The sequence below is a fragment of the Pseudomonas sp. NY11955 genome, from assembly GCF_048068035.1.
GTDB lineage: Bacteria > Pseudomonadota > Gammaproteobacteria > Pseudomonadales > Pseudomonadaceae > Aquipseudomonas.
Window position 1 is genome coordinate 127801 of the sequence record NZ_JBLUPS010000003.1, and the last position, 26454, is coordinate 154254.

At 63.8% G+C, this 26454-nt stretch carries 17 protein-coding genes; 8 read left to right on the forward strand and 9 right to left on the reverse strand.

Annotated features, from left to right (window positions below):
* The first annotated feature begins 24 nt into the window (after nucleotides 1–24).
* Genes ACNFBR_RS06350 through ACNFBR_RS06360 form a run of 3 tightly spaced genes read left to right on the forward strand, consistent with a single transcriptional unit; the run spans nucleotide 25 to nucleotide 5746 of the window.
* Nucleotides 25–1188, forward strand: a complete 1164-nt coding sequence (locus tag ACNFBR_RS06350) for an efflux RND transporter periplasmic adaptor subunit (RefSeq protein WP_416734120.1) — start codon at nucleotides 25–27, stop codon at nucleotides 1186–1188.
* Nucleotides 1185–4367: an efflux RND transporter permease subunit gene (locus ACNFBR_RS06355; RefSeq protein ID WP_416734121.1), complete on the forward strand. Its 3183-nt coding sequence runs from the start codon at nucleotides 1185–1187 to the stop codon at nucleotides 4365–4367. The genes ACNFBR_RS06350 and ACNFBR_RS06355 overlap by 4 nt, the downstream gene beginning before the upstream one ends.
* A complete protein-coding gene (locus ACNFBR_RS06360; RefSeq protein ID WP_416734122.1) occupies nucleotides 4364–5746 on the forward strand; it encodes an efflux transporter outer membrane subunit in 1383 nt (460 codons plus the stop codon). Before ACNFBR_RS06355 ends, ACNFBR_RS06360 begins: the two co-directional genes overlap by 4 nt.
* A gap of 362 nt (nucleotides 5747–6108) precedes the next feature.
* Here the strand turns inward: ACNFBR_RS06360 and ACNFBR_RS06365 are convergent, their stop codons facing one another.
* Nucleotides 6109–6621, reverse strand: coding sequence for a DUF4880 domain-containing protein (locus ACNFBR_RS06365; RefSeq protein ID WP_416734123.1), 513 nt, complete (start codon nucleotides 6619–6621; stop codon nucleotides 6109–6111).
* 437 nt (nucleotides 6622–7058) lie between these two features.
* A complete protein-coding gene (locus ACNFBR_RS06370) occupies nucleotides 7059–7370 on the reverse strand; it encodes a DUF6124 family protein (protein WP_416734124.1) in 312 nt (103 codons plus the stop codon).
* A 129-nt stretch (nucleotides 7371–7499) separates the two neighbouring features.
* Between ACNFBR_RS06370 and ACNFBR_RS06375 the strand changes: the two genes are divergently transcribed.
* Entirely contained in the window at nucleotides 7500–8165 is a 666-nt protein-coding gene (locus ACNFBR_RS06375; protein ID WP_416734125.1) for a LexA family transcriptional regulator, read from the forward strand.
* A gap of 163 nt (nucleotides 8166–8328) precedes the next feature.
* Here ACNFBR_RS06375 and ACNFBR_RS06380 read toward each other — a convergent pair whose 3' ends face one another.
* Genes ACNFBR_RS06380 through ACNFBR_RS06395 form a run of 4 tightly spaced genes read right to left on the reverse strand, consistent with a single transcriptional unit; the run spans nucleotide 8329 to nucleotide 13888 of the window.
* Complete coding sequence (locus tag ACNFBR_RS06380; protein WP_416734126.1) at nucleotides 8329–10281, reverse strand: acetyl/propionyl/methylcrotonyl-CoA carboxylase subunit alpha; 1953 nt, start codon at nucleotides 10279–10281, stop codon at nucleotides 8329–8331.
* Nucleotides 10278–11093 (reverse strand): gamma-carboxygeranoyl-CoA hydratase, encoded by an 816-nt coding sequence (locus tag ACNFBR_RS06385; RefSeq protein ID WP_416734127.1) that lies wholly within the window; start codon nucleotides 11091–11093, stop codon nucleotides 10278–10280. The genes ACNFBR_RS06380 and ACNFBR_RS06385 overlap by 4 nt, the downstream gene beginning before the upstream one ends.
* Before the next feature lie 3 nt (nucleotides 11094–11096).
* Nucleotides 11097–12704, reverse strand: a complete 1608-nt coding sequence (locus ACNFBR_RS06390; protein WP_416734128.1) for a carboxyl transferase domain-containing protein — start codon at nucleotides 12702–12704, stop codon at nucleotides 11097–11099.
* A 20-nt stretch (nucleotides 12705–12724) separates the two neighbouring features.
* On the reverse strand, nucleotides 12725–13888 hold the full coding sequence (locus ACNFBR_RS06395; RefSeq protein WP_079227258.1) for an isovaleryl-CoA dehydrogenase: 1164 nt from the start codon (nucleotides 13886–13888) through the stop codon (nucleotides 12725–12727).
* Between the two features lie 323 nt (nucleotides 13889–14211).
* Between ACNFBR_RS06395 and ACNFBR_RS06400 the strand changes: the two genes are divergently transcribed.
* Entirely contained in the window at nucleotides 14212–15894 is a 1683-nt protein-coding gene (locus ACNFBR_RS06400) for an AMP-binding protein (protein ID WP_416734129.1), read from the forward strand.
* A gap of 106 nt (nucleotides 15895–16000) precedes the next feature.
* Here ACNFBR_RS06400 and ACNFBR_RS06405 read toward each other — a convergent pair whose 3' ends face one another.
* Nucleotides 16001–16162 carry a hypothetical protein gene (locus ACNFBR_RS06405; protein WP_015271006.1) on the reverse strand — a complete coding sequence of 54 codons (162 nt, stop codon included), beginning with the start codon at nucleotides 16160–16162 and terminating at the stop codon, nucleotides 16001–16003.
* Nucleotides 16163–16301: 139 nt separating this feature from the next.
* On the opposite strand from ACNFBR_RS06405, the gene ACNFBR_RS06410 reads away from it, so the two are divergent.
* From ACNFBR_RS06410 to glgB, 3 genes are all read left to right on the forward strand, one after another.
* A complete protein-coding gene (locus ACNFBR_RS06410; RefSeq protein WP_416734130.1) occupies nucleotides 16302–18320 on the forward strand; it encodes an alpha-1,4-glucan--maltose-1-phosphate maltosyltransferase in 2019 nt (672 codons plus the stop codon).
* A 156-nt stretch (nucleotides 18321–18476) separates the two neighbouring features.
* Nucleotides 18477–21797 carry a maltose alpha-D-glucosyltransferase gene (gene treS, locus ACNFBR_RS06415; protein ID WP_416734131.1) on the forward strand — a complete coding sequence of 1107 codons (3321 nt, stop codon included), beginning with the start codon at nucleotides 18477–18479 and terminating at the stop codon, nucleotides 21795–21797.
* Entirely contained in the window at nucleotides 21794–24004 is a 2211-nt protein-coding gene (gene glgB, locus ACNFBR_RS06420) for a 1,4-alpha-glucan branching protein GlgB (protein WP_416734132.1), read from the forward strand. The genes treS and glgB overlap by 4 nt, the downstream gene beginning before the upstream one ends.
* A 259-nt stretch (nucleotides 24005–24263) precedes the next feature.
* On the opposite strand, the gene ACNFBR_RS06425 is transcribed toward glgB, so the two are convergent.
* Nucleotides 24264–25340: an autotransporter domain-containing protein gene (locus ACNFBR_RS06425; RefSeq protein WP_416734133.1), complete on the reverse strand. Its 1077-nt coding sequence runs from the start codon at nucleotides 25338–25340 to the stop codon at nucleotides 24264–24266.
* 318 nt (nucleotides 25341–25658) lie between these two features.
* Nucleotides 25659–26453, reverse strand: a complete 795-nt coding sequence (locus ACNFBR_RS06430) for an endonuclease/exonuclease/phosphatase family protein (RefSeq protein WP_416734134.1) — start codon at nucleotides 26451–26453, stop codon at nucleotides 25659–25661.
* Nucleotide 26454: the final 1 nt, after the last annotated feature.

Here is a 26454-nt window from a genome sequence, read left to right on the forward strand (position 1 = left end):
CTGTTCTGCATGGAATCCATCCACATGAAACTCTCCAGAAGTGGCGCAGCCGCAGCGTTCGCCTTGACCCTGGCCGCCGTGCTGGTCGGCTGCGGCCCGCAGGCCGAGCACAGCGCACCGGCGCTGCCAAGCGTAGTGATCAGCCAGCCCTTGAAATCCACCGTCAGTGACTGGGACAGCTTCACCGGCCGCTTCGAGGCCACCGATTCGGTAGAGGTGCGCTCGCGGGTCAGTGGCTACCTGGAAAAGGTCGCCTTTACCGATGGCGCGATCGTCAAGAAGGGCGACCTGCTGTTCGTCATCGACTCGCGCAGCTTCCAGGCTGCCGTCACCCAAGCGCAGGGCCAACTGGCCCAGGCCCGTTCGCGGTTGTCGCTGGCCGAGCAGGAGTATGCCCGGGCCAGGCTGCTGATCAATTCCAAGACCATCGCCCAGAGCCTTTACGACCAACGCCTGCAAGCGCGCGACGCGGCCAAGGCCGAAGTGCTCAGCGCCGAAGGGGTGCTGGCCAATGCGCGCCTGGAACTGGAGTTCACGCGCATCACCGCGCCCATGAGCGGGCGCATCAGCCGCAAGCTGATCAGCGAAGGCAACCTGGTCAATGGCGGCAGCAGTGGCGCAACCTTGCTGACCACCATTGTCTCGCTCGACCCGATCGACATCTATTTCGACATCGACGAGCAGAGCTACCTCAAGTACCGCCGCCAGTCCTCCGGCAACCTCACCGGCAGCCAGGTACGTATCGCCTTGCCGGGTGAGGCCCAGCCCTCGCTGAGCGGGCGCATGGACTTCATCGACAACCGCCTCGACCCTTCCACCGGCACCCTGCGTCAGCGGGCGCGGGTGAGCAATCCAGACCTGGCCTTGAGCCCGGGCCAGTTCGGCCGCGTGCAGTTTTCCGCACGCTCTGCCTATGAGGCGTTGCTGGTGCCGGACACAGCAGTCGGCGTGGATGCCACGCGCAAGGTGCTGCACGTGCTCAATGCGCAGAACCGGGTCGAGCTGCGCCCGGTGCAACTGGGCAAGCTGCATGACGGCTTGCGCGAAGTGGTCAGCGGTTTGCAGGCGCAGGAGCGGGTCATCGTCGATGGCCTGCAGCGGGTACGCGCAGGCGACAGCGCCGTTGGCGAGCCGCGCAGCCTGAGCCGGGTGGCCAGTGCCAACCCAACGGGGGAGGCGCCGCTATGAACCTGGGACGCACGTCGATCGACCAGCCTGTGCTGGCCATCGTCCTTTCGGTGGTGATGCTGATCGTGGGTGGCTTGGCCTACCTGGTGTTGCCGACCTCCGAGTACCCCGACATCGCGCCGCCGACGGTGGTGGTCCAGGCGACCTATCCGGGCGCCTCGGCGCAGACCGTGGCCCAGACCCTGGCGATCCCGTTGGAGCAGGAGGTCAACGGTGTCGAGGACATGCTCTACATGTACAGCCAGGCGACCTCCGATGGCAGCCTCAACCTGACCGTGACCTTCAAGAGCGGCACCGATGTCGACAAGGCCCAGGTGCTGGTGCAAAACCGCGTCGCCCTGGCCACGCCACGGCTTCCGGAACCGGTGCAGCGCAGCGGCGTTTCGGTGCGCAAGTCGTCGCCGACCCAGCTGTCGACCATCTTCATCTCTTCACCCAAGGGCACTCACGATCAGCTGTACGTGTCGAACTTCGCCATTCGTACAGTGGCCGACACGCTCAAGCGTATCGATGGGGTAGGGGACATCAACCCGCTAGGCGCTCGCGAGTATTCGATGCGCATCTGGCTGGACCCGGAACGGGTCGCTGCGTTCAACCTGACCCCAGGTGACATCATTGCGGCGGTACGCGCACAAAACACCCAGGTGGCCGGTGGGGTGATCGCTCAACCTCCGGTAGCGTCCCAGGCGTTCCAGCCGAACTTGATCTTCGAAGGTCGTCTCAAAGAGCCGGCAGACTTTGACAACATCGTGCTCAAGTCGGGTGAGGCGGGACGTCTGGTGCGCCTCAAAGATGTTGCCCGCACTGAAATCGCCGGTCTTGCCTACGTCAACAATACCTACTACCTGCGCCATCCGGCGATTGGTTTGCAAGTGTTGCAGCGCCCCGGTGCCAACGCCTTGGCGACCATGCAAGTGGTCGAGCAGACCATGACGCAGCTGAGCCAGGAGTTCCCTGAAGGCATCGAGTACAGCATCGGTTACAACCCCACCGCGTTCATCGCCGACAGCATTGGCGAGCTGGGCAAGACCATCTATGAGGCGGTGATCCTGGTAGTGCTGGTGGTGCTGTTGTTCCTCCAGGGCTGGCGGCCATCGATCATCCCGATCCTGGCAATCCCGGTATCGCTGGTGGGCACCTTCGCGGTCATGGCTATGCTTGGCTATTCGATCAACAACCTGACCCTGTTCGGCCTGGTACTGGCGGTGGGGATCGTGGTCGACAACGCCATCGTCGTGGTGGAAAACGTCGAGCGGCATCTGGCCGAGGGCAAGGGCCCGCGTGAGGCGACTATCCTGACCATGCAGGAAATCGGTGGCGCGCTGGTGGCGATCACCCTGGTGCTGTGTGCGGTGTTCATTCCCACCGCGTTCATCCCGGGGATTTCCGGTGAGTTCTTCCGCCAGTTCGGGGTGACCATCGCGGTGGCCACGGCGATCTCGCTGTTCAACTCGCTGACCCTGTCGCCGGCATTGGCAGCGATGATCTTGCGTCGCCATGGCGGCCATGGCAGCCCTGCGCCGCTGCGCCGTGGTGTGCTTGGCGTGTCGCAGCGCGCTGCCGAGGCGTTCAACCGTGGCTTTGCCCGGTTGTCTGATGGCTATGCCCGCAGCGTCCGCGGCCTGGTGGCGAGGACGCCGCTGATGCTGGCGCTGTACGCGGCACTGATCGCCGTCACCGGCTACCTGCTGGTGAGCACGCCCAAGGGCTTCATCCCGGCGCAGGACCGAGGCTACCTGGTGGTGATCGTGCAACTGCCCGAGGGCGCCTCGCTGGAGCGCACCAACGCCATTTCTCAACAGATCGAAGCGATTGCCCTGCAGGTGCCGGGTGTCGATCGGGTGCCGACCTTCTCCGGTTTCTCGATGGTCACCGGGACCAACTCGTCGAATTCAGCGGGCCTGGCGCCGGTGTTCGAGCCCTGGTCCCAGCGCAAGCTGCACGGGCTGACTGCAGACAAGATCGCCGTCGACCTGCGCGAGCGGCTCAAGGCCGTCAGGGGGGCCTCGGTGATTGTCGCCACGCCGCCGCCGGTACAGGGGCTGGGCAGCACCGGCGGGTTCTCCCTGCGTCTGCAAGACCGCGCTGGGCTGGGCAGCGAGGCGCTGGCCAAGGCCACCGCCGAGCTGATCGCCGCGGCCAACGCTACGCCGGGCATGACCGGGGTGTACTCGCCGTTCTCGGCCAGCACGCCACAGGTGTTCGTCGAACTCGACCGTGAGCGCGCCGAGATGCTGGGGGTGCCGAGCAGCCAGATCAACCAGGCCATCGAGACCTACTTTGGCTCGACCTACATCAATGACTTCAACCTGGTCGGGCGTACCTATCGGGTCACTGCCCAGGCTGACTTGCCGTATCGGGTCAGCCCTGAGGACCTGGCGCGGGTCAAGGTGCGCAACGAGGCTGGGCAGATGGTGCCGTTGGCCAGCGTAACCCAACTGCACGAAGCCCTCGGCGTCGAGCGCTTCCCGCGTTACAACCTGTTTCCGACTGCTGAGATCAACGGCGACACCTTGCCGGGCCTGGGCTCGGACTACGCCATCCAGACCATGCAACGGTTGGCAGGCGAGCATCTGCCAGCGGGTATCAGCTATCAATGGACCGACCTCAGCTACCAGCAGACCACCGCTGGCAACATGGGCCTTTTGGTTTTCCCGCTGTGTGTGGTGTTCGTTTATCTGGTGTTGGCGGCGCAGTACGGCAGCTGGAGCCTGCCCCTGGCCATCCTGTTGATCGTGCCGATGTGTCTGTTGGCGGCGGCCGGTGGCGTGCGCCTGATGGGCCTGGATATCAACATCCTCACCCAGATCGGCTTCATCGTGCTGGTGGGCTTGGCAGCGAAGAACGCCATCCTCATCGTCGAAGTCGCCCGCCAGTTGGAGCAGCAAGGGCAGGCCATCGTTACCGCCGTGGTCGAGGCCTGTCGCTTGCGCTTGCGGCCGATCCTGATGACCTCGCTGGCGTTCATCCTCGGTGTGCTGCCGCTGGTGCTGTCTGAAGGCGCCGGTTCTGAAATGCGTCTGGCGGTGGGCTCGGCGGTGTTCTTCGGGATGATCGGCGTGACCTTGTTCGGCCTGCTGTTCACCCCAGTCTTCTATGTGCTGATTCGCCGCCTGGCCGGTGGCGAGCAGCGGCTTTCGGCGCAGCCTGCGGCTGCTGAACAGGACATCCAGCCATGAATACTCGTCTTCGTTTTCCCCTGCTGGCTTTCACTGCGGCGCTGCTTGGCGCCTGTGCCGCGCCGAGCTTGCCGCCGGACAGCGCAGCGCCGCCCGCGCAGTACATCAATGCCCCGTCCACGGCACCGCTGACGATCACCACACAGTGGTGGCGTGGCTACCATGACCCGCTACTCGACCGCTTGGTGCAGCGCGCTATGGACGACAACCTCGATGTGCAGATTGCCTTGGCGCGCATCGATGCGGCGCGCGCCTTGCGTCAGGTCAGCGCCTCCGCTGGTAGTCCGAATCTGGACCTCGGCGCCAGCGCGGCTCGCCAGCGCACCTCGGCCTACCAGACTGGTTTTAGCGACGCCGTGATCGATGAGCCGGTGTCGCTGGGGCTGGGCGCCAGTTGGGAACTCGACCTGTTTGGACGCATCCGCGAAGGTGTGCGGGCCGCCGATGCCGAAATGATTGCCAGCGAGGAGCAGGCGCGCGCAGTGCGCGTCGCCTTGGTAGGCGATGTGGTCCAGGCCTATGCACAGGCGCGTGGCTTGGAGCAACGCCTGGCCATCGTTCGACAGAGCGCGCAGAGCCAGGCTGAGACCTCGCAGTTGAGTGAGCAGTTGTATGCAGCCGGCAGCAGCCCGCAAGCTGATGTGCTGCGCGCGCGGGCCCAGGCTGATAGCACTGCGGCGCGGGTGCCGGCGTTGCAACTGGAGTGGCAGCGTACTGTGCATCGGCTTTCGGTACTGCTGGCCATGCCCAGTGCCGAGCTGTATGGGCAGATGCAGCAGAGCCCGGTCAGCGTGCGCGAAGTGGCCGTGCAAGACGCCGGTACCCCAGCCGATCTGCTGCGCCAGCGACCGGATGTGAAAGCGGCGGAAGCGCGGGTGATTGCCGCCTATGCCCGAGTGGGCGTGGCCAAAGCCGAGCTGATGCCGCGCTTGAGCCTGTCGGCGGCAATAGGGTCTTTGATCAACGGCATGAGTGCTGCCAACCTGGCCAGTTCGACCTTCTGGCTGGGAGGGGTGAATGCCAGTGCGCCGTTGTTCGATGGTGGTCGGCGCAAAGCTCAGGTGGCGCTGCGGGATGCCGAGGCCCGCGAGGCGTTGCTGGCATATCGGCGCACGGTACTGGTGGCAGTGGCGCAGGTGGAGTCGGCGTTGGCGGCGGCGCAGCGCAATGCTGAGCGTCAGGTGTTGCTCGCCCGCTCAGCCGAGCAGGCGGGCTCGGCGCTGGAGCAGATTCGCCGTTCTTGGCAGGCAGGCGAGGCGCCATTGCTCGATGTGCTGGAGGCCCAGCGTAGTCAGCTCCGTGCACAGAATGCGCTGGCAATGGTGCGCACCGCACAGTGGCAGAACCAAGCAGTGTTGGTAAGTGCGCTGGGGGGGTAAGGCTTCAAGGCGCGGTGAATGCTTTGCGGGTAAGCCCGCTTGTATGGTTAGACTTGAAGGGGGACTAAATGCCCGATTCTGACTGTTGGCGCAGTACAGAGCGTGGGCTTCCACCAAAGCGCCGATAAAGAATGCATCGTTTGCAAGCGACTATAGATGCTAGCCAGCGCCTCTTGGTGAAACCCCTTCAAGTCCAAAAACCTTATCGTGGAGAACCGCCTAGGGTAATGCAGGTAAGCGTTTGATCGTGGGTGCGGACGTTTCAAAAGCTGAACGGGTTGTCCACCACGACGCGAGTGATGAGGTGATTGAGCTGAAAAGCGCGAAGCCTGAAATCAAGCGGGCGGCTTGCCTGATGGCGGTCAAGCCCAGAAGCCAAACAGTAGCAGTGCCGCAACACCAAGCCCGAGCGCAACCGAACAGCCGCCCAGCGACAGCGCCGCCCGGCCTTGCCGATACCAGCCGTCGTGGCCCAGTTGTCGAGCCGGTGCCAACAGGCTGCGCCAGCGTAATTCTGTTTCGTGAAACGCCTGCAGGTTCGCCGGGTCCGCATCCAGCCAGCGGCGGAAGTCGATCCGTTCGCACGCCGTCACCTGCGGGCTCTGCAAGCGCACATACCATTGCCCGGCAACACTCGCCAGCACATTCCGACGCGAACGGCCAACCTGCAATGCCTGGTCCATGTTCCGCTCGATACTTGCCAGCGGCAGGTCAAGGCGGGTAGCGATGGTAGCGAAGTCCAGTTGGTCCAGGCGGTTGAGCAGGAACACTTGCTGCACGCGCCGTGGCAGGCGCTTCAGGGCATGCAGGAGGACGTCGTCGGCATTCGCTTCGGCGGCGGTTGGGTGTTCAAGGGGCAGCAGCAGACGGGTCATGAACAGCTCCTTGCTCTACAAAGGGGGGAGGGGTGGGGGCATCTTCCTTGATGCGTGATCAGCGTAGGCGAAACGAGATTGATTCTCAAGTGCTGATTCCGCAAAGTTTTGTAATGAGCGTTCACGCCCTGAAACACCTTTGCTATCATGCGCGCCATCACGATCTTCATTAGCCTGAAGAGCCAAAAAAAAGACCCGGCAAAAAGCCGGGTCAAAAACCGTGATTAGCCTGATGAGGAGATAATCTGAGAGCGACCTAAGCTCCAGGTTATCCAGCGGATCTCGCGATCAGCTGAGTGCAATAATAATCGTTATCATTTGCCAGTCAAATGAATTTTCGTCGATTCGGTAAAAAAGTTTTACCGATGTGCTTCCTTGTCCCGGCAATCGGGGCTTTGCCGTTGCCCGGCCATCACGTTTTCTCCCTTCCTTTTTACCTACACAACCGATTTTTCAGTGTGTTTGTGCTCCAGCAGCGCGCAAGCCATGTCCATCATATGCATCAGCGCGAAGGTCAGCTCGCGCTGGCTGCCGTGCTGGTGGCTGGCGGTTTCCTGGGCGATGGCGGTCGCGGAGCGCAGCAGGGCGATGGCGTGCTGCTGCGCTTGGTCGTTGGTTACGCCTTCGTGCAAGGTCCAGATCCTGTTGTCCAGGGTTGGCCGTGGTGGGTTGGGGTTGAGGTAGTAGTCGAGGGCGCGGCGAGCGGCTTCGCTGTCGAGAACTGTTTCGTCGTTTTTCGGTGGTCTCATCCTGATACCTGCTAGAGCCAGTGGAAATGGGGTCAGGTCGATACTAATACTTCAAGTATTTTTGTGCTTTCAGATAAATAATACTGAATGTTTATTGAGCGCTAGAAGGCAGTCCGTATCGTGCCAGCGATGAATATGGATAAATGGATTGCCCTCGTCCGTGATCGGATGGAGGAACTAGGGCTCACTCAAGAGCAGCTTGCCGAGCGCGTTGGCGTGTCTCAAGGCAGCGTGGGACATTGGGTGAACAAGCGGCGACAGCCGAAGATCGAGTCGATGAACCGCACGTTCGTCGAGATCGGCATGCCTCATTACAACGTCAGCTTGCAACTGCGCATTCAGGGCCAGATTGGCGAGGAGCGTGGCGTTTACGAGGTTGATGACCAGGATGATGAACTGGACCTCATGCAGTACATCGTCTGCTTCCGTTACCCGGTGTTGGATTGGGCTGAGCTAGGTAGCACGGCGATAGCGGAGCCGGGTGTGTTCGAGCAGACGGACTACCTGGCCCAAGGCAAGGCCTTCTGGCTGACCGTTGAAAACGATGCCATGAGTGCCGTCAGCGGCCGCAGCGTGCCGCAAGGCATGCGGATGCTGGTTGACCCTGGGGTCGAAGCCGAGCCCGGTCGCTTGCTTATCGCACGTCAGCCGGGCAAGCCGGCAATTTTCCGTGAGTTGGTCGAGGAGGGCGGGCAGCGGTACCTGAAGGCGCTGAACAGTAACTACCCGGCACTGCTGTGTGAAGACGGCTGCGAGTTTCTTGGGGTGGTCGTGCGAGTGCATGGGGCCTTCTAGCTTGCCGGCCGTGGCCCCCAGGCTGGCGCATGACCTTGTAGGAGCAGCCTTGTGCTGCGAAGAGGCCCGCACGGCCACAGGACGTCGTTTGCCATGCGGGCCTCTTCGCAGCACAAGGCTGCTCCTACTGGGTCATGCGCCAGTCTTGGAGTTGATACCTACCTCATTCCGTCAGCTCGACCAGCACTGTCCCTTCGCTGACCATGTCCCCCTCCTGGCAGAACAGAGCCTTCACCGTGCCGCCATGCGGTGCACGAATGCTGTGCTCCATCTTCATGGCCTCCAGCACCACCAGCGCGGTACCGGCTTCCACCACCTGCCCCGGCTCCACCAGCACCCGCACGATACTGCCGTTCATGGGCGCGCCCAGCCCGCCCTGATGGCTGTGGCTGGCCTCCGCCTCGGCGATAGGGTCGAAGGCCTCGATGGCATGCATCTCGCCATCCCAGTGCAGGTACAGCGTGCCACCTCGGCGGATTGCCAGATGCTGGCGACGCACGCCGTCCTGGTCATGCACCAGCTGTTCGCCCAATAGCTGCCAGGTAGACGCAGCGCTGCGCTCCAGGGCCACCGCCTGATCCTGCCCGGCACTCAGCAGGTGCAGGCTGCTACGCGATGGCAGGCCCAAGCGCAGGCCGGTGCGCTCCCCCCACGGCGAACTACGGTCATCATCGCGCTGATGCCCGGCCTGGCCTTGCAGCCACGCCTCGGCTGCCGCCTCCCAGAAGCTTGCTGGCAATGCCTGTGGTGCCGGCAGCAGGGCGTCCTGGTGGCGCGGAATGAAGCCGGTATCCAGCTCCGCGGCAGCGAACGCCGGGTGGGCAAGAATGCGGCGCAGGAAGGCGATGTTGGTCTTCAGCCCGCCAATGGCGAACTCATCGAGCATGGCCAGCAGGCGCAGGCGCGCCTGTTCGCGGTCTTCGCCCCAGGCAATCAGCTTGCCCAGCATCGGGTCGTAGAACGGCGACACCACATCGCCTTCGCTGACCCCGCTGTCCACCCGCCGGCCTTCGCCTGGCGCCGACTCTCGGTACAACGCCAGCTTGCCGGTCGCGGGCAAAAATTCGTTGGCCGGGTCTTCGGCATACAGACGCACTTCGATGGCATGGCCGATCAGCGGCACCTGGTCCTGGGTGATCGGCAGGGTTTCGCCGCAGGCCACACGAATCTGCCAGGCCACCAGGTCCAGGCCGGTAATGGCCTCGGTAACCGGGTGCTCCACCTGCAGGCGCGTGTTCATCTCCATGAAGAAGAACTCGCCACGGGCATCGAGCAGGAATTCAACGGTGCCGGCGCCCACATAGCCGATTGCCTGGGCTGCGCGCACGGCTGCCTCGCCCATGGCCCGGCGCAGTTCTGGCGAAAGGCCTGGGGCGGGGGCTTCTTCGACGACTTTCTGGTGGCGGCGCTGGATCGAGCAGTCACGCTCGTTGAGGTACAGGCAGTTGCCGTGCTGGTCGGCGAACACCTGGATCTCGACGTGGCGCGGTTTGAGCACGTACTTTTCCACCAGCATGCGCGCATCGCCGAATGACGACAGTGCTTCGCGCTGGGCCGAGGCCAGTGCGTCGGCCAGTTGGCTTTCCTCCTCGACCACCTTCATGCCCTTGCCACCGCCACCGGCGCTGGCCTTGAGCAGCACCGGGTAGCCAATGCGTTCGGCTGCGGCGCGGAAGGTATCCAGGTCTTGGGCTTCACCGTGGTAGCCGGGCACCAGCGGCACTCCGGCAGCCTCCATCAGCGCCTTGGCCGCCGACTTGCTGCCCATGGCGTCGATGGCGCTGGCCGGTGGCCCAAGGAAGATCAGCCCGGCCTGTTCGATCGCCCGGGCGAAGCCTGCGTTTTCGGACAAAAAGCCGTAGCCCGGGTGGATGGCCTGGGCGCCGCTGGCCTTGGCTGCGGCCAGCAGTTTGTCGACCAGCAGGTAGCTTTCGGCAGCCTTGGTGCCGCCGAGGTCGACGCGGATATCGGCTTCGCGGCTGTGCCGGGCGTTACGGTCGGTGGCGCTGTGCACGGCGACGGTGGTCAGGCCCATGGCCTTGGCGGTGCGCATCACCCGGCAGGCGATTTCGCCACGGTTGGCAACCAGCAGGGTGGTCAAAGCGGGGCGGCTCATGGGCGCGGCTCCTTCTTGTCATCGGTTTGCCAGGCGGGGCGGCGTTTTTCCAGGAAGGCGCGCAGGCCCTCCTGGCCTTCGGCACTGACGCGGATGCGGGCAATGGTGTTTTCGCAGTAGCGGCGCAGGGCTGGGCTGAGCTCGCCATCGTCCACTTCGCGCAGCAAGTCTTTGGTCGCACGCAACGCTTGTGGGCTGTTCTGCAACAGGTTGGTTACCCAGGCTTCGACCTGAGCGTCCAGTTCGCTGGCCGGATACACCTCGGCCAGCAGGCCCAGCTCGCGGGCGCGCACGCCGCTGAAACGCTCGGCGGTGAGGGCATAGCGGCGCGCGGCACGCTCGCCGATGGCCTTGACCACGAACGGGCTGATCACGGCCGGGGCCAGGCCGATGCGCACTTCCGACAGGCACAGCTGGGCGTCTTCGGCGCCGATGGCCATGTCGCAGCAACTGATCAGGCCCAGCGCGCCGCCGAACGCCGCACCTTGCACCACGGCCAGGGTAGGGGCCTTGAGGCGGTGCAGCGCGTACATCAACTCGCCCAGTTCGCGGGCATCATCCAGGTTGGTATTGAAGTCCAACTGCGCCGACTGTTGCATCCAGGCCAGGTCGGCGCCGGCGCTGAAGTGCCGGCCACGGCCACGCAGCAGCACGAAGCGCAGGCTGGCATCTTCGGCCAGTTGGTCGATGGCCACGATCAGCTCGCGGATCATCTGCGCGTTGAAGGCATTGTTCTTGTCCTCGCGGCTCAGCCACAGGGTGGCGAAGCCGCGCGGGTCGCGGATCACTTTGAGGGTGCTGAAATCGCTCATGGGTCACATCCGGAAAATGCCGAAGCGGCTCTGTTCGATCGGCGCGTTCAGCGCGGCAGACAACGCCAGGCCGAGCACGTCGCGGGTCTGTGCCGGGTCGATGACACCGTCGTCCCACAGGCGGGCGCTGGAATAGTAGGGGTGGCCTTGGTGCTCGTACTGGTCGAGGATCGGCTGCTTGAGCCTGGCCTCATCCTCGGCGCTGAACGCCTGGCCACTGCGCTCGCTTTGTTCGCGCTTGACCTGGGCCAGTACCCCGGCGGCCTGTTCGGCGCCCATCACGCCGATGCGTGCGTTGGGCCACATCCACAGGAAGCGCGGGTCGTAGGCGCGGCCGCACATGCCGTAGTTGCCGGCGCCGAAGCTGCCACCGATGATTACCGTGAACTTCGGCACCTGGGCGCACGCCACGGCGGTAACCAGCTTGGCACCGTGCTTGGCGATGCCGCCTTCTTCGTATTTTTTGCCGACCATGAAGCCGGTGATGTTCTGCAAGAACAGCAGCGGGATACCACGCTGGCACGCCAGCTCGATGAAGTGCGCGCCTTTTTGCGCGGCTTCGGCGAACAGGATGCCGTTGTTGGCCAGGATCGCTACCGGGTAGCCGTGCAGGTGGGCGAAGCCGCACACCAAGGTGGTGCCGAACAGCGCCTTGAACTCATCGAATACCGAGCCATCGACCAGCCGTGCAATCACTTCGCGCACGTCGAACGGCTGCTTGGCGTCCGCTGGCACCACGCCATACAGCTCATCGGCGGCATACAGCGGCGCCACCGGTGCCAGGCGCTGCAGCTTGCCCAGCTTGTGCCAGTTGAGATTGGCCACGCTGCGCCGGGCGATGGCCAGGGCGTGCTCGTCATTGTCGGCATAGTGGTCGGCCACGCCGCTGGTGCGGCAGTGCACATCAGCGCCACCCAGGTCTTCGGCGCTCACCACTTCACCGGTGGCGGCTTTCACCAAGGGCGGGCCGGCGAGGAAGATGGTGGCCTGCTGACGCACCATGATCGCTTCGTCGGCCATGGCCGGTACGTAGGCGCCGCCGGCAGTGCACGAGCCCATTACCACGGCAATCTGCGGAATACCTTGCGCGCTCATGTTGGCCTGGTTGAAGAAAATCCGCCCGAAATGCTCGCGGTCGGGGAACACTTCGTCCTGGCGCGGCAGGTTGGCGCCGCCCGAGTCCACCAGGTAGATGCACGGCAGGCGGTTTTGCAGGGCGATGGTTTGCGCACGCAGGTGCTTCTTCACCGTCAGTGGGTAGTACGAACCGCCTTTTACCGTGGCGTCATTGGCCACGATCATGCATTCCACGCCTTCGACGCGGCCGATGCCGGCAATCACGCCCGCAGCCGGTACGTCTTCGCCGTACACGTCATGGGCGGCCAGCTGGCCGATTTCGAGGAACGGCGAGCCCGGGTCCAGCAGGCGGTCGATGCGTTCGCGCGGCAGCAGCTTGCCGCGCGAGGTATGCCGTTCCTGGGCCTTGGGCCCGCCGCCCTGGGCAACCTGGGCGAGCAGGCCGCGCAGGGCCTGGACCTGTTCGAGCATGGCCGCGCTATTGCCGGCGAATTCCGCCGAACGCGGGTTGATCTGGGTGTGCAAGGTAGCCATGTGCGCCCGTCCCCTTATGCTCAGCGGGTTTCGTTGAACAGTTCGCGGCCGATCAGCATCCGGCGAATTTCGCTGGTGCCAGCGCCGATTTCGTACAGCTTGGCGTCGCGCAGCAGGCGGCCAGCCGGGAATTCGTTGATGTAGCCGTTGCCACCGAGAATCTGGATCGCCTCCAGGGCCATTTGCGTGGCACGTTCGGCGGTGTACAGAATGACCCCGGCAGCGTCCTTGCGGGTGGTCTCGCCACGGTCGCAGGCTTGGGCCACGGCATACAGGTAGGCGCGGCTGGCATTGAGCTGGGTGTACATGTCGGCGATCTTGCCCTGGATCAGCTGGAACTCGCCGATGCTCTGGCCGAACTGCTTGCGGTCGTGAATGTACGGCACCACCAGGTCCATGCAGCTTTGCATGATGCCGGTCGGGCCGCCGGACAGCACCACACGCTCGTAGTCCAGGCCGCTCATCAGCACGCGCACGCCGCCGTTGAGCTGGCCAAGAATGTTTTCTGCCGGCACTTCAACGTCATCGAAGAACAGCTCGCAGGTATTGGACCCGCGCATGCCCAGCTTGTCGAACTTGTTGCTGCGGCTGAAGCCTTTCCAGTCACGCTCGACGATGAACGCGGTGATGCCGTGGGCGCCCTTGTCCAGGTCGGTCTTGGCGTAGATCACGTAGGTGTTGGCGTCGGGGCCGTTGGTGATCCAGGTCTTGCTGCCGTTGAGCACGTAGTGGTCGCCGCGTTTTTCCGCACGCAGTTTCATCGACACCACATCGGAGCCGGCATTGGGCTCGCTCATGGCCAAGGCGCCGATGTGCTCGCCGCTGATCAGCTTGGGCAGGTACTTGAGCTTCTGCTCATGGGTGCCGTTGCGGTTGATCTGGTTGACGCACAGGTTGGAGTGAGCGCCGTAGGACAGTGCCACCGAGGCCGAGCCACGGCTGATCTCTTCCATCGACACCACGTGGGCCAGGTAGCCCAGGCCTGCGCCACCGTATTCTTCCGGTACCGTGATGCCCAGCAGTCCCATGTCGCCGAACTTGCGCCACATGTCGGCGGGGAACAGGTTGTCGTGGTCGATCTGCGCGGCGCGCGGGGCCAGTTCCGCGGCGACGAAGGTACGAACCTGGTCGCGGAGCATGTCGATGGTTTCGCCCAGGGCGAAGTTCAGGGAGGGGTAATGCATGCTGGGGCACCTTCTTGTTCTTGAAATATGGGAAACACCCTAGCTCAAGGATCTTGCGCCGGACCCTGTGGGAGCGGGCTTGCCCGCGAATGCGTCAGCAGGACCACCGTCATTGCCTGAGAGATCGCATTCGCGGGCAAGCCCGCTCCCACAGGGTTCGGCGTCAAGCCTGAGGGTCGGTGTCGTTCATCACCTTTACGTTAACGTAAACCTGCGTGCGATCACTGTCAATCCACTCATCACCTTTACGTAAACGTAAATCTGCGCCAGAGTATTCCCGCTTGCTTCAGTCGTGCCCAGAACAACCACAAGAAGGGACACCCATGAGTCAACCGAGTTATACCCGCGGTCGCCAGGACCAAGCCTTGCTGACCCAGACCATCGGCCAGGTGTTCGATGCCACGGTAGCCCGCTGTGCCGAGCGCGAGGCACTGGTGTCACGCCACCAAGGCTTGCGCTATAGCTGGCGGCAACTGGCCGAACAGGTCGAACTACACGCCCGCGCGCTGATGGCCTTGGGCGTTAACACCGGCGAGCGTGTCGGTATCTGGTCGCCCAACTGCGCCCAGTGGTGCATTCTGCAATTGGCCAGTGCCAAGGTTGGCGCCATTCTGGTCAACATCAACCCGGCCTATCGCGTGGGCGAACTGGAATACGTGCTGCGCCAGTCCGGCTGCCGTTGGCTGGTATGCGCCGATGCCTTCAAGACGTCTGACTACCACGCCATGGTTCAGGCGCTGGTGCCAGAATTGGCCAGCGCCACGCCAGGTGAGCTGGCCAGTGAGGGCTTGCCTGAGCTGCGCGGTGTGATCAGCCTGGCCGCCAACCCGCCTGCCGGCTTCCTGCCGTGGCACGCATTGGCCGAGCGGGCAGGGCAGACCTCGCCCGAGGCCTGCAGCGCCCGCCAGCAAAGCCTGCAGTTCGACCAACCGGTGAACATCCAGTACACCTCCGGCACCACCGGTGCGCCCAAGGGCGCCACGCTCAGCCACTACAACATCCTCAACAACGGTTTCATGGTCGGCGAAAGCCTGGGCCTGACCGAGCGCGACCGCATGGTGATCCCGGTGCCGCTGTACCATTGCTTCGGCATGGTCATGGCCAACCTCGGCTGCATCACCCACGGCAGCACCATGATCTACCCCAACGACGCCTTCGACGCCGAGCTCACCTTGCGCGCCGTGGCCGAAGAACGTGCCAGCATCCTGTATGGCGTGCCGACCATGTTCATCGCCATGCTCGACCACCCGTCGCGTACGCAGCTGGACCTGTCGACCCTGCGCAGCGGCATCATGGCCGGTGCCACCTGCCCGATCGAGGTGATGCGCCGAGTCATCGACCAGATGCACATGGCCGAAGTGCAGATTGCCTACGGCATGACCGAAACCAGCCCGGTGTCCCTGCAGACCGGCCCCGACGACAACCTGGAACTGCGCGTGACCACCGTCGGCCGCACCCAGCCGCAGCTGGAAAACAAACTGGTGGACGCCGACGGCTGCATCGTCGCGCGCGGTGAGATTGGGGAGCTGTGCACACGCGGCTACAGCGTGATGCTCGGCTACTGGGACAACCCGCAGGCCACGGCGGACGCCATCGACCCGGCTGGCTGGATGCATTCCGGCGACCTGGCGGTAATGGACGAGCAGGGCTACGTGCGCATCGTTGGGCGCAACAAGGACATGATCATTCGCGGCGGCGAGAACATTTACCCGCGTGAGCTGGAAGAGTTCTTCTACACCCACCCGGCGGTGGCTGACGCGCAGGTGATCGGTATTCCGTGCAGCCGCTATGGCGAAGAGATCGTGGCCTGGATCAAGCTGCACCCCGGGCACAGCGCCACGGTCGAGGAACTGCAGGGCTGGTGCAAGGCACGCATCGCGCACTTCAAAGTGCCGCGGCATATCCGCTTCGTTGATGAATACCCGATGACGGTGACTGGAAAGGTGCAGAAATTCCGCATGCGGGAGATCAGCGTGGCGGAGATCTCGGCTGTAGCTGTGGGTTGATGCGCTGGCTCGGCCGGCCTCTTCGCTTGAGGTAAGCTCTGAACCTGTGGGAGCGGGCTTGCCCGCGAAGAGGCCAGACCTGGCAGTGCAAAATCCTGGTCTACCCTTAAGCCTTCACCGGTGGCTCCTGGCTCGGCGGGTCGCCCACCGTCGGCGGCACGGTCGGCTTGATCGGCAGCTCGTCCGGCTCTTCCTCCGGCACGGGTGGCGGCAAGCTCGGGTCGTCGATGTTGGGATCGGGGGTTTCCGGTGGAATGGGAATGTTCATGGCCTGACCTCGCGTGGGTGAATGAAGAGGTGCTGCAGGCTTCGACTTCGCGCAGCTGCCATTCGCTCAATTTTTTTGAACCCCGCGCCTGTGCCCGGCTCTGAACCCTTACCGCCACCAGCCTGAGGGAGCAAGGTCGATGTCACGTAACGAGCCCTTTGAAAGCGTGCCCATGGCGAACGATCACCCGGACCAGGCCATCAGCCTGTCCCAAGCGCTGCTGGCGCCGCGTATCGTGATCGAAGACACCCAACCTGTGCTCGAAGCCGGCACCTTCGCCGCCAAGGCCATCAGCGGCCAGCCAGTGGCGGTCAGCAGCAAGGTCTACAGCGATGGCCACGACCGCCTGGCGGTGATGCTCAACTGGCGCCAGGCGCACAGCCGGCGCTGGCATTGTGTACCGATGCAGTCGGCGGGCAACGACCTGTGGTTGGGCGAATTCACACCCGCGGAGCTGGGCCCGCACCTGTTCAGCATCGAGGCCTGGATCGACCCGTTCGCCACCTTCTGCCACGACCTGGAGAAAAAGTACCACGCCGGTGTCGAGGTAACGCTGGAGCTGGAAGAGGGCCGTTTGATGCTGGGCAAAGGCCTTGAGCTGTGCAGCGGCGCCCTGCGCGATGAACTCGAGGCGCTGCAGCAGCGCCTGGCCACGCTTGGTACCGACGACCAGGTTGCCCTGTTCCTCGACCCGACCACCGCCCGCCTGATGAGCGAAGCCGAACACCGCAGCTACCTGGCCCGTAGCCGTGAATTCCCGGTCGATGTCGACCGCCCGGCGGCGCAGTTCGCCAGCTGGTACGAACTGTTCCCCCGGTCGATCACCGACGACCCGCAGCGCCACGGCACCTTCAACGACGTGCACGAACGCCTGGCGATGATCCGCGACATGGGCTTCGACGTGCTGTACTTCCCGCCCATCCACCCCATTGGCATGCAACACCGCAAGGGCCGCAACAACGCACTCAAGGCCGAGCCGGGCGACCCTGGCAGCCCGTATGCCATCGGCAGCCCGGAAGGCGGCCATGAGGCGATCCACCCGCAACTGGGCAGCCGCGACGACTTCCGCCGGCTGGTCGCCGCGGCTGCCGATCACGGCCTGGAGATCGCCCTGGACTTCGCCATCCAGTGCTCCCAGGACCACCCTTGGCTCAAGGAGCACCCCGGCTGGTTCAGCTGGCGCCCGGACGGCACCATCCGCTACGCCGAGAACCCGCCAAAAAAGTACCAGGATATCGTCAACGTCGATTTCTATGCCCCGGACGCCGTGCCCTCGCTGTGGCTGGCCCTGCGCGACGTGGTGGTCGGTTGGGTCGAGCAGGGCGTGAAGACCTTCCGCGTCGATAACCCGCACACCAAGCCGCTGCCGTTCTGGCAATGGCTGATCGCCAATGTGCGCAGCCAGCACCCCGATGTCATCTTCCTCGCCGAAGCCTTTACCCGGCCGGCGATGATGGCGCGGCTGGGCAAGGTTGGCTACGCGCAAAGCTATACCTACTTCACCTGGCGCAACACCAAGCAGGAACTGCGCGAGTATTTCGAGCAGCTCAACCAGCCGCCGTGGAGCCAGTGCTACCGGCCCAACTTTTTCGTCAACACACCGGATATCAACCCGTATTTCCTGCACACCTCCGGCCGCGCTGGCTTCCTGATCCGCGCCGCGCTGGCGACCATGGGCTCGGGCCTGTGGGGCATGTATTCGGGCTTCGAGCTGTGCGAAGGCACACCGCTGCCCGGCAAGGAGGAGTACCTGGATTCGGAGAAGTACCAACTACGCCCACGCGACTTCAGTCAGCCCGGCAACATCATTGCCGAAATAGCCCAGCTCAACCGCATTCGCCGGCAGAACCGCGCCTTGCAAACCCACTTGGGCGTAGCGTTCTTCAACTGCTGGAACGACAACATCCTGTATTTCGCCAAGCGCACGCCCGAGCGCGACAACTACATCCTGGTGGCGATCAGCCTCGACCCGCACAACGCCCAGGAAGCGCATTTCGAACTGCCGCTGTGGGAGCTGGGGTTGGACGACCATGCCGAAACCCATGGCGAAGACCTGATGAACGGCCATCGGTGGTCGTGGTACGGCAAGACCCAGTTCATGCGCATCGAGCCCTGGCACCAGCCCTTTGGCATCTGGCGTATCGAAAAAGCCCGATAAAACCTGTGGGAGCGGGCATGCCCGCGAACACCGGCAGAGCCGGTGCCAAACACCGCGCTGTCTGCTTCGCGGGCATGCCCGCTCCCACAGTGATGGTGTCAAGTCAGTTGCATCTGCACTGGGCCAGAGCAACCTGGAAAATGCAAGGAGTCGCACATGGCCAAGCGTGCCCGCCCGGCAGCCTTCATCGACGACCCGCTGTGGTACAAGGATGCCGTCATCTACCAGTTGCACATCAAGTCGTTCTTCGACGCGAACAACGACGGCATCGGCGACTTCGCCGGCCTGATCAGCAAGCTCGACTACATCGCCGAGCTGGGCGTCAACACCCTGTGGCTTCTGCCGTTCTACCCCTCGCCACGGCGCGATGACGGCTACGACATCGCCGAATACAAGGCCGTGCACCCCGACTACGGCAGCCTGGCCGACGCCCGCCGCTTCATCGCCGAGGCCCACAAGCGCGGCCTGCGGGTGATCACCGAGCTGGTCATCAACCACACCAGCGACCAGCACCCGTGGTTCCAGCGCGCCCGCCACGCCAAGCGTGGCAGCAAGGCGCGCGACTTCTACGTGTGGTCGGACGATGACCAGAAATACGACGGCACGCGCATCATCTTCCTCGACACCGAAAAGTCCAACTGGACCTGGGACCCGGTCGCCGGCCAATACTTCTGGCATCGCTTCTACTCGCACCAGCCAGACCTCAACTTCGACAACCCGCAGGTGCTCAAGGCGGTGATCGGCGTCATGCGTTTCTGGCTCGACCTGGGTGTCGACGGCCTGCGCCTGGACGCCATCCCGTACCTGATCGAGCGCGACGGCACCAATAACGAAAACCTCGCCGAAACCCACGACGTGCTCAAGGCGATCCGCGCCGAAATCGACGCCAACTACCCCGACCGCATGTTGCTGGCCGAAGCCAACCAGTGGCCGGAAGACACCCGCCCGTACTTCGGCGAAGGCGACGGCGACGAATGCCACATGGCCTTCCACTTTCCGTTGATGCCGCGCATGTACATGGCCCTTGCCATGGAAGACCGCTTCCCGATCACCGACATTCTTCGACAGACCCCGGAAATTCCCGGCAACTGCCAGTGGGCGATCTTCCTGCGCAACCACGATGAACTGACCCTGGAAATGGTCACCGACCGCGAGCGCGACTACCTGTGGAACTACTACGCCGAAGACCGCCGCGCGCGCATCAACCTGGGCATTCGGCGGCGCCTGGCACCCCTGCTGCAGCGTGACCGCCGGCGCATCGAGCTACTCACCAGCTTGTTGCTATCGATGCCTGGCACGCCAACCCTGTACTACGGCGACGAGCTGGGCATGGGCGACAACATCTACCTGGGGGACCGCGATGGCGTTCGCACCCCCATGCAGTGGTCGCCGGACCGCAACGGCGGTTTCTCCCGCGCCGACCCGCAGCGCCTGGTGCTGCCGCCGATCATGGACCCGCTGTACGGCTACCAGACCGTCAACGTCGAAGCGCAAAGCCACGATCCGCACTCGTTGCTCAACTGGACCCGACGCATGCTGGCGGTGCGCAAGCAGCAGAAGGCCTTTGGCCGCGGCAGCCTGCGCACCCTCACGCCCAGCAATCGGCGCATCCTTGCCTATATCCGCGAGTACACCGACGCCGACGGCAACACCGAGGTCATCCTGTGCGTGGCCAACGTTTCCCGCGCCGCCCAGGCCGCCGAACTGGAATTGTCACAATTCGCCGACAAAGTACCGGTGGAGATGCTCGGCGGCAGTGCCTTCCCGCCGATTGGGCAACTGCCGTTCCTGCTGACCTTGCCACCCTATGCGTTCTACTGGTTCCTGCTGGCCAGCCACGACCGCATGCCCAGCTGGCACATCCAGCCCACCGAGGGGTTACCCGAATTGACTACGCTGGTACTGCGCAAACGCATGGAAGAACTGCTGGAAGCACCTTCGAGCGATACCCTGCAAACCACCATCCTGCCGCAATACCTGCCCAAGCGGCGTTGGTTCGCGGGCAAGGAGGGGCCGATCGATGCCGTGCGCCTGTGTTACGGCGTGCGCCTGGGTACCGCCACCACGCCGGTGCTGCTCAGCGAAATCGAAGTGCTCAGTCATGGCACGGCCACCCGCTACCAGCTGCCGCTCGGCTTGCTGCGCGAGGAGCAGATCAATACCGCGTTGCCGCAACAGCTGGCGTTGTCGCGAGTGCGCCGTGCCCACCAGGTTGGCCTGATCACCGATGCGTTCGTCCTTGAACCGTTCATCCGCGCCGTGATGCACGCGTGCCAGGATGGCCTGCGCCTGCCGTGCGGCAACGGCGAGGGTGAACTGCGCTTCACCTGCACGGAGCAACTGGCCAGCTTGGGGCTCGACGACCAAAGCGAAGTGCGCTACCTCAGCGCCGAACAGTCCAACAGTTCGGTAGTGATCGGCGACCGTGTGGTACTCAAGCTGATCCGCCGGGTCAACCCGGGTATTCACCCCGAGCTGGAAATGAGCGCGTACCTGACCGCCGCCGGCTTTGCCAACATCTCGCCGCTGCTGGCCTGGGTCAGCCGGGTGGATGAGCAGCAGGCTCCGCACCTGCTGATGATCGCCCAGGGTTACCTGAACAACCAGGGCGACGCCTGGAGCTGGACCCAGAACACCCTGGAGCGAGCCATTCGCGACCAGATGGAGCCCGCCCGCAGCGACGCCGAGGCGCACACCGACGCACTGGCTGAACTCAGCGGCTTTGCCGCCTTGCTTGGCCAGCGGCTGGGCGAAATGCACCTGTTGCTGGCCGCGCCAACCGAAGACCCGGCCTTCCAGCCGCGCCCCAGCGGTGCGCAGGACAGCCAGCGCTGGAGTGCACAGATCAGTGCCGAGGTGTCCCATGCCCTCGACCTGCTGGCCCAGCATCGCGACACGCTCGACAGCGACAGCCAAGGCCTGATCGACGACCTGCAGCAACAGCGCGACGGCCTGGCCCAGCACATCGACAACCTGGCCGATCAGGCTCAGGGGGGCCTGCTGATGCGTGTGCATGGCGACCTGCACCTGGGCCAGGTGCTGGTGGTGCAGGGCGATGCCTACCTGATCGATTTCGAAGGCGAACCGGCCCGGCCGCTTGAGGAACGCAGGGCACGGCACAGCCCGTACAAGGATGTCAGCGGCGTGCTGCGATCCTTCGACTATGCTGCTGCGATGATCTTGCGCAGCGCGTCTGCGGTGGACCTTTCCGAGCCTGCGCGGCAGGCCCGGCAACGGGTGGCCAGGCAGTACCTGCACCAGTCGCGGCATGCGTTCGTCGAAGCCTATGGTTTGGCCACCGCGGCCATGCCCCATGCCTGGCAGCAGGCCGAGGGTGAGCGCGCGGCACTGGAACTGTTCTGCCTGGAGAAAGCCGCCTACGAGATCACATACGAAGCCGAGAACCGTCCGAGCTGGCTGGCCGTGCCTTTGCATGGCCTGCATGGACTGATCAGTACCTGGGGAGAGTCAGAATGAACGTTACAACGCGTGAAAACGGTGGCCTTCGGCAACGGGACCTCGACGCCCTGGCCCGCGCCGAACACGCCGATCCATTTGCGGTGCTCGGCCCCCATGGCGACGGCGCAGGCGGGCAGGTGGTCCGCGCTTTCCTGCCCAATGCGCTAAATGTGCGCATCCTGGCCCGGCATGATGGGCGTACCCTCGCCGAAATGGAGCAGGGTAGCCTGCCCGGGTTGTTCAGTGCGCACCTCGATGAGGCACAACCCTACCAGCTACAGATCGGTTGGGCCGGTGGTGAACAGATTACCGAAGACCCCTACAGCTTCGGCCCGCAATTGGGGGACATGGACCTGCACCTGTTCGCCGAGGGTAACCATCGCGATCTGTCCGGGCGCTTCGGTGCCCAGCCGACTCAGGTCGATGGCATCGATGGCGTGTGCTTTTCGGTGTGGGCACCGAACGCCCGGCGCGTGTCGGTGGTGGGTGACTTCAACAACTGGGACGGCCGCCGCCACCCCATGCGCCTGCGCCACAGCGCCGGGGTGTGGGAACTGTTCATTCCGCGCCTGGGCGTGGGCGAAACCTACAAGTTCGAAGTGCTCGGCAAGGACGGCATACTGCCGCTGAAGGCCGACCCGCTGGCCCGTGCCACCGAGCTGCCGCCGAGCACGGCGTCCAAGGTAGCCGGTGAGCTCAAGCACGCTTGGCAGGACCATGAGTGGATGGCGCAACGCGCGCAGCGCCATGCTTACAACGCGCCACTGTCGATCTACGAACTGCACCCAGGTTCATGGCGTTGCGAACTGGACGAGGCGGGCGAAGTGGGGCGCTACTACAACTGGCGCGAGCTGGCCGAGCGGCTGGTGCCCTATGTGCAGCAGCTGGGCTTTACCCACATCGAGCTGCTGCCGATCATGGAGCACCCATTCGGCGGTTCCTGGGGCTATCAGCCACTGTCGATGTTCGCACCCACCTCGCGCTACGGCAGCGCCGAGGACTTCGCCGCCTTCATCGATGCCTGCCACCAAGGCGGCATTGGTGTGCTGCTGGACTGGGTGCCAGCGCATTTCCCCACTGACGAACACGGCCTGGCGCGTTTCGACGGCACCGCCCTGTACGAATACGACAACCCGCTGGAGGGTTATCACCAGGACTGGAACACGCTGATCTACAACCTCGGGCGCAATGAAGTGCGCGGTTTCATGATGGCCTCGGCGCTGCACTGGCTGAAGCATTTCCACATCGATGGCCTACGCGTCGATGCAGTGGCTTCGATGCTGTACCGCGACTATTCACGCAAGGCCGGTGAATGGGTGCCCAACCGCCACGGCGGGCGGGAGAACCTGGAAGCCATCGACTTCATCCGCCACCTCAACGGCGTGGCTGCCCACGAGGCCCCAGGGGCGTTGATCATCGCCGAGGAGTCCACCGCCTGGCCCGGCGTCAGCCAGCCGGCCCAGCAGGGCGGCCTGGGCTTTGCCTACAAGTGGAACATGGGTTGGATGCACGACACCCTGCACTACATCCAGAACGACCCGGTGCACCGCACCTACCACCACAACGAGATGAGCTTCGGGCTGATCTATGCCTATTCCGAGCACTTCATCCTGCCCATCTCCCACGATGAAGTGGTGCACGGCAAGCACTCGCTGATCGACAAGATGCCCGGCGACCGCTGGCAGAAGTTCGCCAACCTGCGCGCCTACCTCACGTTCATGTGGGCGCACCCAGGCAAGAAACTGCTGTTCATGGGCTGCGAATTCGGCCAGTGGCGTGAGTGGAACCACGACAGCGAACTGGACTGGTACCTGCTGCAGTATCCCGAGCACCAGGGCGTGCAGCGTTTGGTGGGTGACCTCAACCGGCTGTACCGCGAAGTGCCGGCCTTGCACGAGCAGGACTGCCAGCCGCAGGGCTTCCAGTGGCTGATCGGTGATGACGCGCAGAACAGTGTTTATGCCTGGCTGCGCTGGAGCAGCAGCGGCGAGCCGGTGCTGGTGGTGGCCAACTTCACCCCGGTGCCGCGTGAGGGTTATCGCATTGGCGTACCGTTTGGCGAGCGCTGGCAGGAGCTGCTGAACAGCGATGCCGAGCTGTATGCCGGGTCCAACGTGGGCAACCTGGGTGTGGTGGCCAGTGATGACGTGGCCAGCCATGGCCAACCATTGTCGCTGGCCCTGAACCTGCCGCCGCTTGGGGTACTGGTGATGAAGCCCGCCTGATCTGCTGCCTGTTCCGGCCTCTTCGCAGCACAAGGCTGCTCCCACACGGTTCTGTGTAGGAGCAGCCTTGTGCTGCGAAGAGGCCAAACCTGGCTACCACCACATCCGTACCCCAAGGCTGCTCCCACACGGTTCTGTGTAGGAGCAGCCTTGTGCTGCGAAGAGGCCAAACCTGCCTACCACCGCATCCGTACCCCAAGGCTGCTCCCACACGGTTCTGTGTAGGAGCAGCCTTGTGCTGCGAAGAGGCCAAACCTGCCTACCACCGCATCCGCACCCCAAGGCTACCAATCAGCCCATTCAAATCGTTGTCATCCACATCACTGCTGTAATCGGCGCTGACGAACAAAGCCACCGAAGGCGTCACCCGCGCCACCAGCCCCAAACCCAACTCCACCGTGGTCGAGTAGCGCGAGCTGGAAATCTTGTCGACCTGGTCCAGCTTCACCTCATCGGCATTGCTGAAGTCATACCACACGTTGGTCCTTACATAGGGCTCGATAGGCATGCCCCGCACTTCGTAGCGTCCGGACAATTTCGCACCGACCCGGCCACTCCAGCTCGGCTGGCTGTCGAACGCCTTCAGTGTTTCTTCCTGCACCTGGTTACCGGGGAAGAACTGTTGGTTGATCAACTGTGCCTGGGGCTCGATTACCCAGTTGCCGCCCAAGCGGATCGGATAACCGCCTTCCACCGAGAAGGTCATCGCGTGCCCGCTGTCGTCAAGGCGCTGGCCATTTTCGCCACGGCCCAGCACATCGATCCGCGAGCCCATGGCCACGGCGTCCAGGTGCCAGCCCTGTTCATGGGTCATGCTCCAGTAAACCCCCAGGCTTTCCCCGCTCAGGTTCACCGCATTGCGCTGTTTGTCGCCCAGCAGCGGGCGCATGCCGTTGAAGCTGCTCTGCAGGTTGTTGTGCCCCACGAAAATACCCGCGCGGTGCACATTGCCCGCTGCGGTTTCACGCACGAACAGGTCCGGGCCGATCGTCAGTTGCTGGCTGGGCGCCTCCAGCTGGTCGGGCGGTTGCGTACCGCTGCGCGAGGTGCTGGGGAAAAACTGCGCCCACTGGCTGGCGACCAGGTCCGGTGCCGCCTGCCCGTGACGCGCAGTCATGGCTTGCGAGAACGCGTTCAGGGTGCCGATGCTCAAGCCACTGGCGCTGATCGGGTCGAGTGACAGCTGCGGCACCGCTGTCTGCTGCAGAAAGCCGGGCGAAATGGGGTCATCCTGCAGTTCGTACGCGAAAGTTTCCACCGGGGTTGCCAGAAGCAGCGACGTGGAAACCGCGTAGAAAATGCTGTCGAAGCGCAGGGGGTTCGAGGTGCATTTCATGGCGGATCTCCTTTGTTTTTGTGAGGTACAGCCCGAGGACCTGGCCTGTTGTCACGAGCTGTACGGCAAAAACAGTGGGCGACCCAAACCAGCACGCCAGCTTTCGCAAACGCGCACAAAGGCGCGAGCTAGAGGCCCGGCGCGAGATCTTTACTACTTGGTAATGTTCAGCTAAGGAGAGGTCGCCGCTTGCGTCAAGAAAGCGTGAAGGGAGTGTCGATGTTGTGTGGCAATGCTCAACCCCTTGTTTTGTTGAGTAAAACGGTAGGGTATAGCGGGGTTCGCTATTTGCCGTGCCCTGGCTATGAAGAATGATTGCTAGAGCCGCACTTCAACCGCCAACGGCAGGTGGTCAGACAGGTGCGACCAAGGTTTGTGCCCCAGAATCCGTGGCCCATGGCTTTCGGCGTTGCGCAGGTAAATGCGGTCCAGGCGAAGCAGCGGCAGGCGGGCTGGGTAGGTGCGGGCGAGGTGGCCATGGTGGCGCTCGAACGCTTCGTGCAAGTCGCGTTGCAGGCCGAGCGTGCGGTTGCCGTGGCTTTTCCAGTCGTTGAAGTCGCCGGCGATGATCACTGGGGCATCGGCGGGCAAGGCGTCGAGCAATCTGCGCAGCAGTTGCAGCTGCTTTTGCCGGTGGCTTTCCAGCAACGACAGGTGCACGCAGACCGCGTGCACCTGGCCTTGCCCTGGTACATCCAGCACGCAGTGCAACAGGCCACGGCGTTCGGGCCCGGTGATTGACACGTCGAGGTTGCGGTGTTCGATGATCGGGTATTTGGACAGCAACGCATTGCCGTGGTGGCCGTCGGGGTAGACCGCGTTGCGGCCGTAGGCGAAGTCGCTCCACATGCTGTCGGCGAGGAATTCGTATTGCGAGGTCTGTGGCCAGCCGGGGTAGCGGGCAGCGTGGCGGTCATGGCTGCCGAGCACTTCCTGGAGGAAGACGATGTCGGCCTGGGTGCTGCGCACCGCCTCGCGCAGCTCCGGCAGGATGAAGCGCCGGTTGAACGCGGTGAAGCCCTTGTGGGTATTCACAGTCAGCACCCGCAGGCGCTTTACAGCGGGTGCCTGGTTGACGCTGGCGAAACCTTTACTGCCGGCTTCGGAACTCACG

Bases quoted from the DNA above. Each gene is read 5' to 3' on its own strand.
- ACNFBR_RS06410 (WP_416734130.1), top strand. From the start codon at position 16,302: ATGTCACGTAACGAGCCCTTTGAAAGCGTGCCCATGGCGAACGATCAC.
- ACNFBR_RS06360 (WP_416734122.1), top strand. From the start codon at position 4,364: ATGAATACTCGTCTTCGTTTTCCCCTGCTGGCTTTCACTGCGGCGCTG.
- ACNFBR_RS06425 (WP_416734133.1), bottom strand. From the start codon at position 25,340: ATGAAATGCACCTCGAACCCCCTGCGCTTCGACAGCATTTTCTACGCG.
- ACNFBR_RS06375 (WP_416734125.1), top strand. From the start codon at position 7,500: ATGAATATGGATAAATGGATTGCCCTCGTCCGTGATCGGATGGAGGAA.
- ACNFBR_RS06355 (WP_416734121.1), top strand. From the start codon at position 1,185: ATGAACCTGGGACGCACGTCGATCGACCAGCCTGTGCTGGCCATCGTC.
- ACNFBR_RS06350 (WP_416734120.1), top strand. From the start codon at position 25: ATGAAACTCTCCAGAAGTGGCGCAGCCGCAGCGTTCGCCTTGACCCTG.
- ACNFBR_RS06365 (WP_416734123.1), bottom strand. From the start codon at position 6,621: ATGACCCGTCTGCTGCTGCCCCTTGAACACCCAACCGCCGCCGAAGCG.
- ACNFBR_RS06385 (WP_416734127.1), bottom strand. From the start codon at position 11,093: ATGAGCGATTTCAGCACCCTCAAAGTGATCCGCGACCCGCGCGGCTTC.
- ACNFBR_RS06370 (WP_416734124.1), bottom strand. From the start codon at position 7,370: ATGAGACCACCGAAAAACGACGAAACAGTTCTCGACAGCGAAGCCGCT.
- glgB (WP_416734132.1), top strand. From the start codon at position 21,794: ATGAACGTTACAACGCGTGAAAACGGTGGCCTTCGGCAACGGGACCTC.
- ACNFBR_RS06390 (WP_416734128.1), bottom strand. From the start codon at position 12,704: ATGGCTACCTTGCACACCCAGATCAACCCGCGTTCGGCGGAATTCGCC.
- ACNFBR_RS06380 (WP_416734126.1), bottom strand. From the start codon at position 10,281: ATGAGCCGCCCCGCTTTGACCACCCTGCTGGTTGCCAACCGTGGCGAA.
- ACNFBR_RS06400 (WP_416734129.1), top strand. From the start codon at position 14,212: ATGAGTCAACCGAGTTATACCCGCGGTCGCCAGGACCAAGCCTTGCTG.
- treS (WP_416734131.1), top strand. From the start codon at position 18,477: ATGGCCAAGCGTGCCCGCCCGGCAGCCTTCATCGACGACCCGCTGTGG.
- ACNFBR_RS06405 (WP_015271006.1), bottom strand. From the start codon at position 16,162: ATGAACATTCCCATTCCACCGGAAACCCCCGATCCCAACATCGACGAC.
- ACNFBR_RS06395 (WP_079227258.1), bottom strand. From the start codon at position 13,888: ATGCATTACCCCTCCCTGAACTTCGCCCTGGGCGAAACCATCGACATG.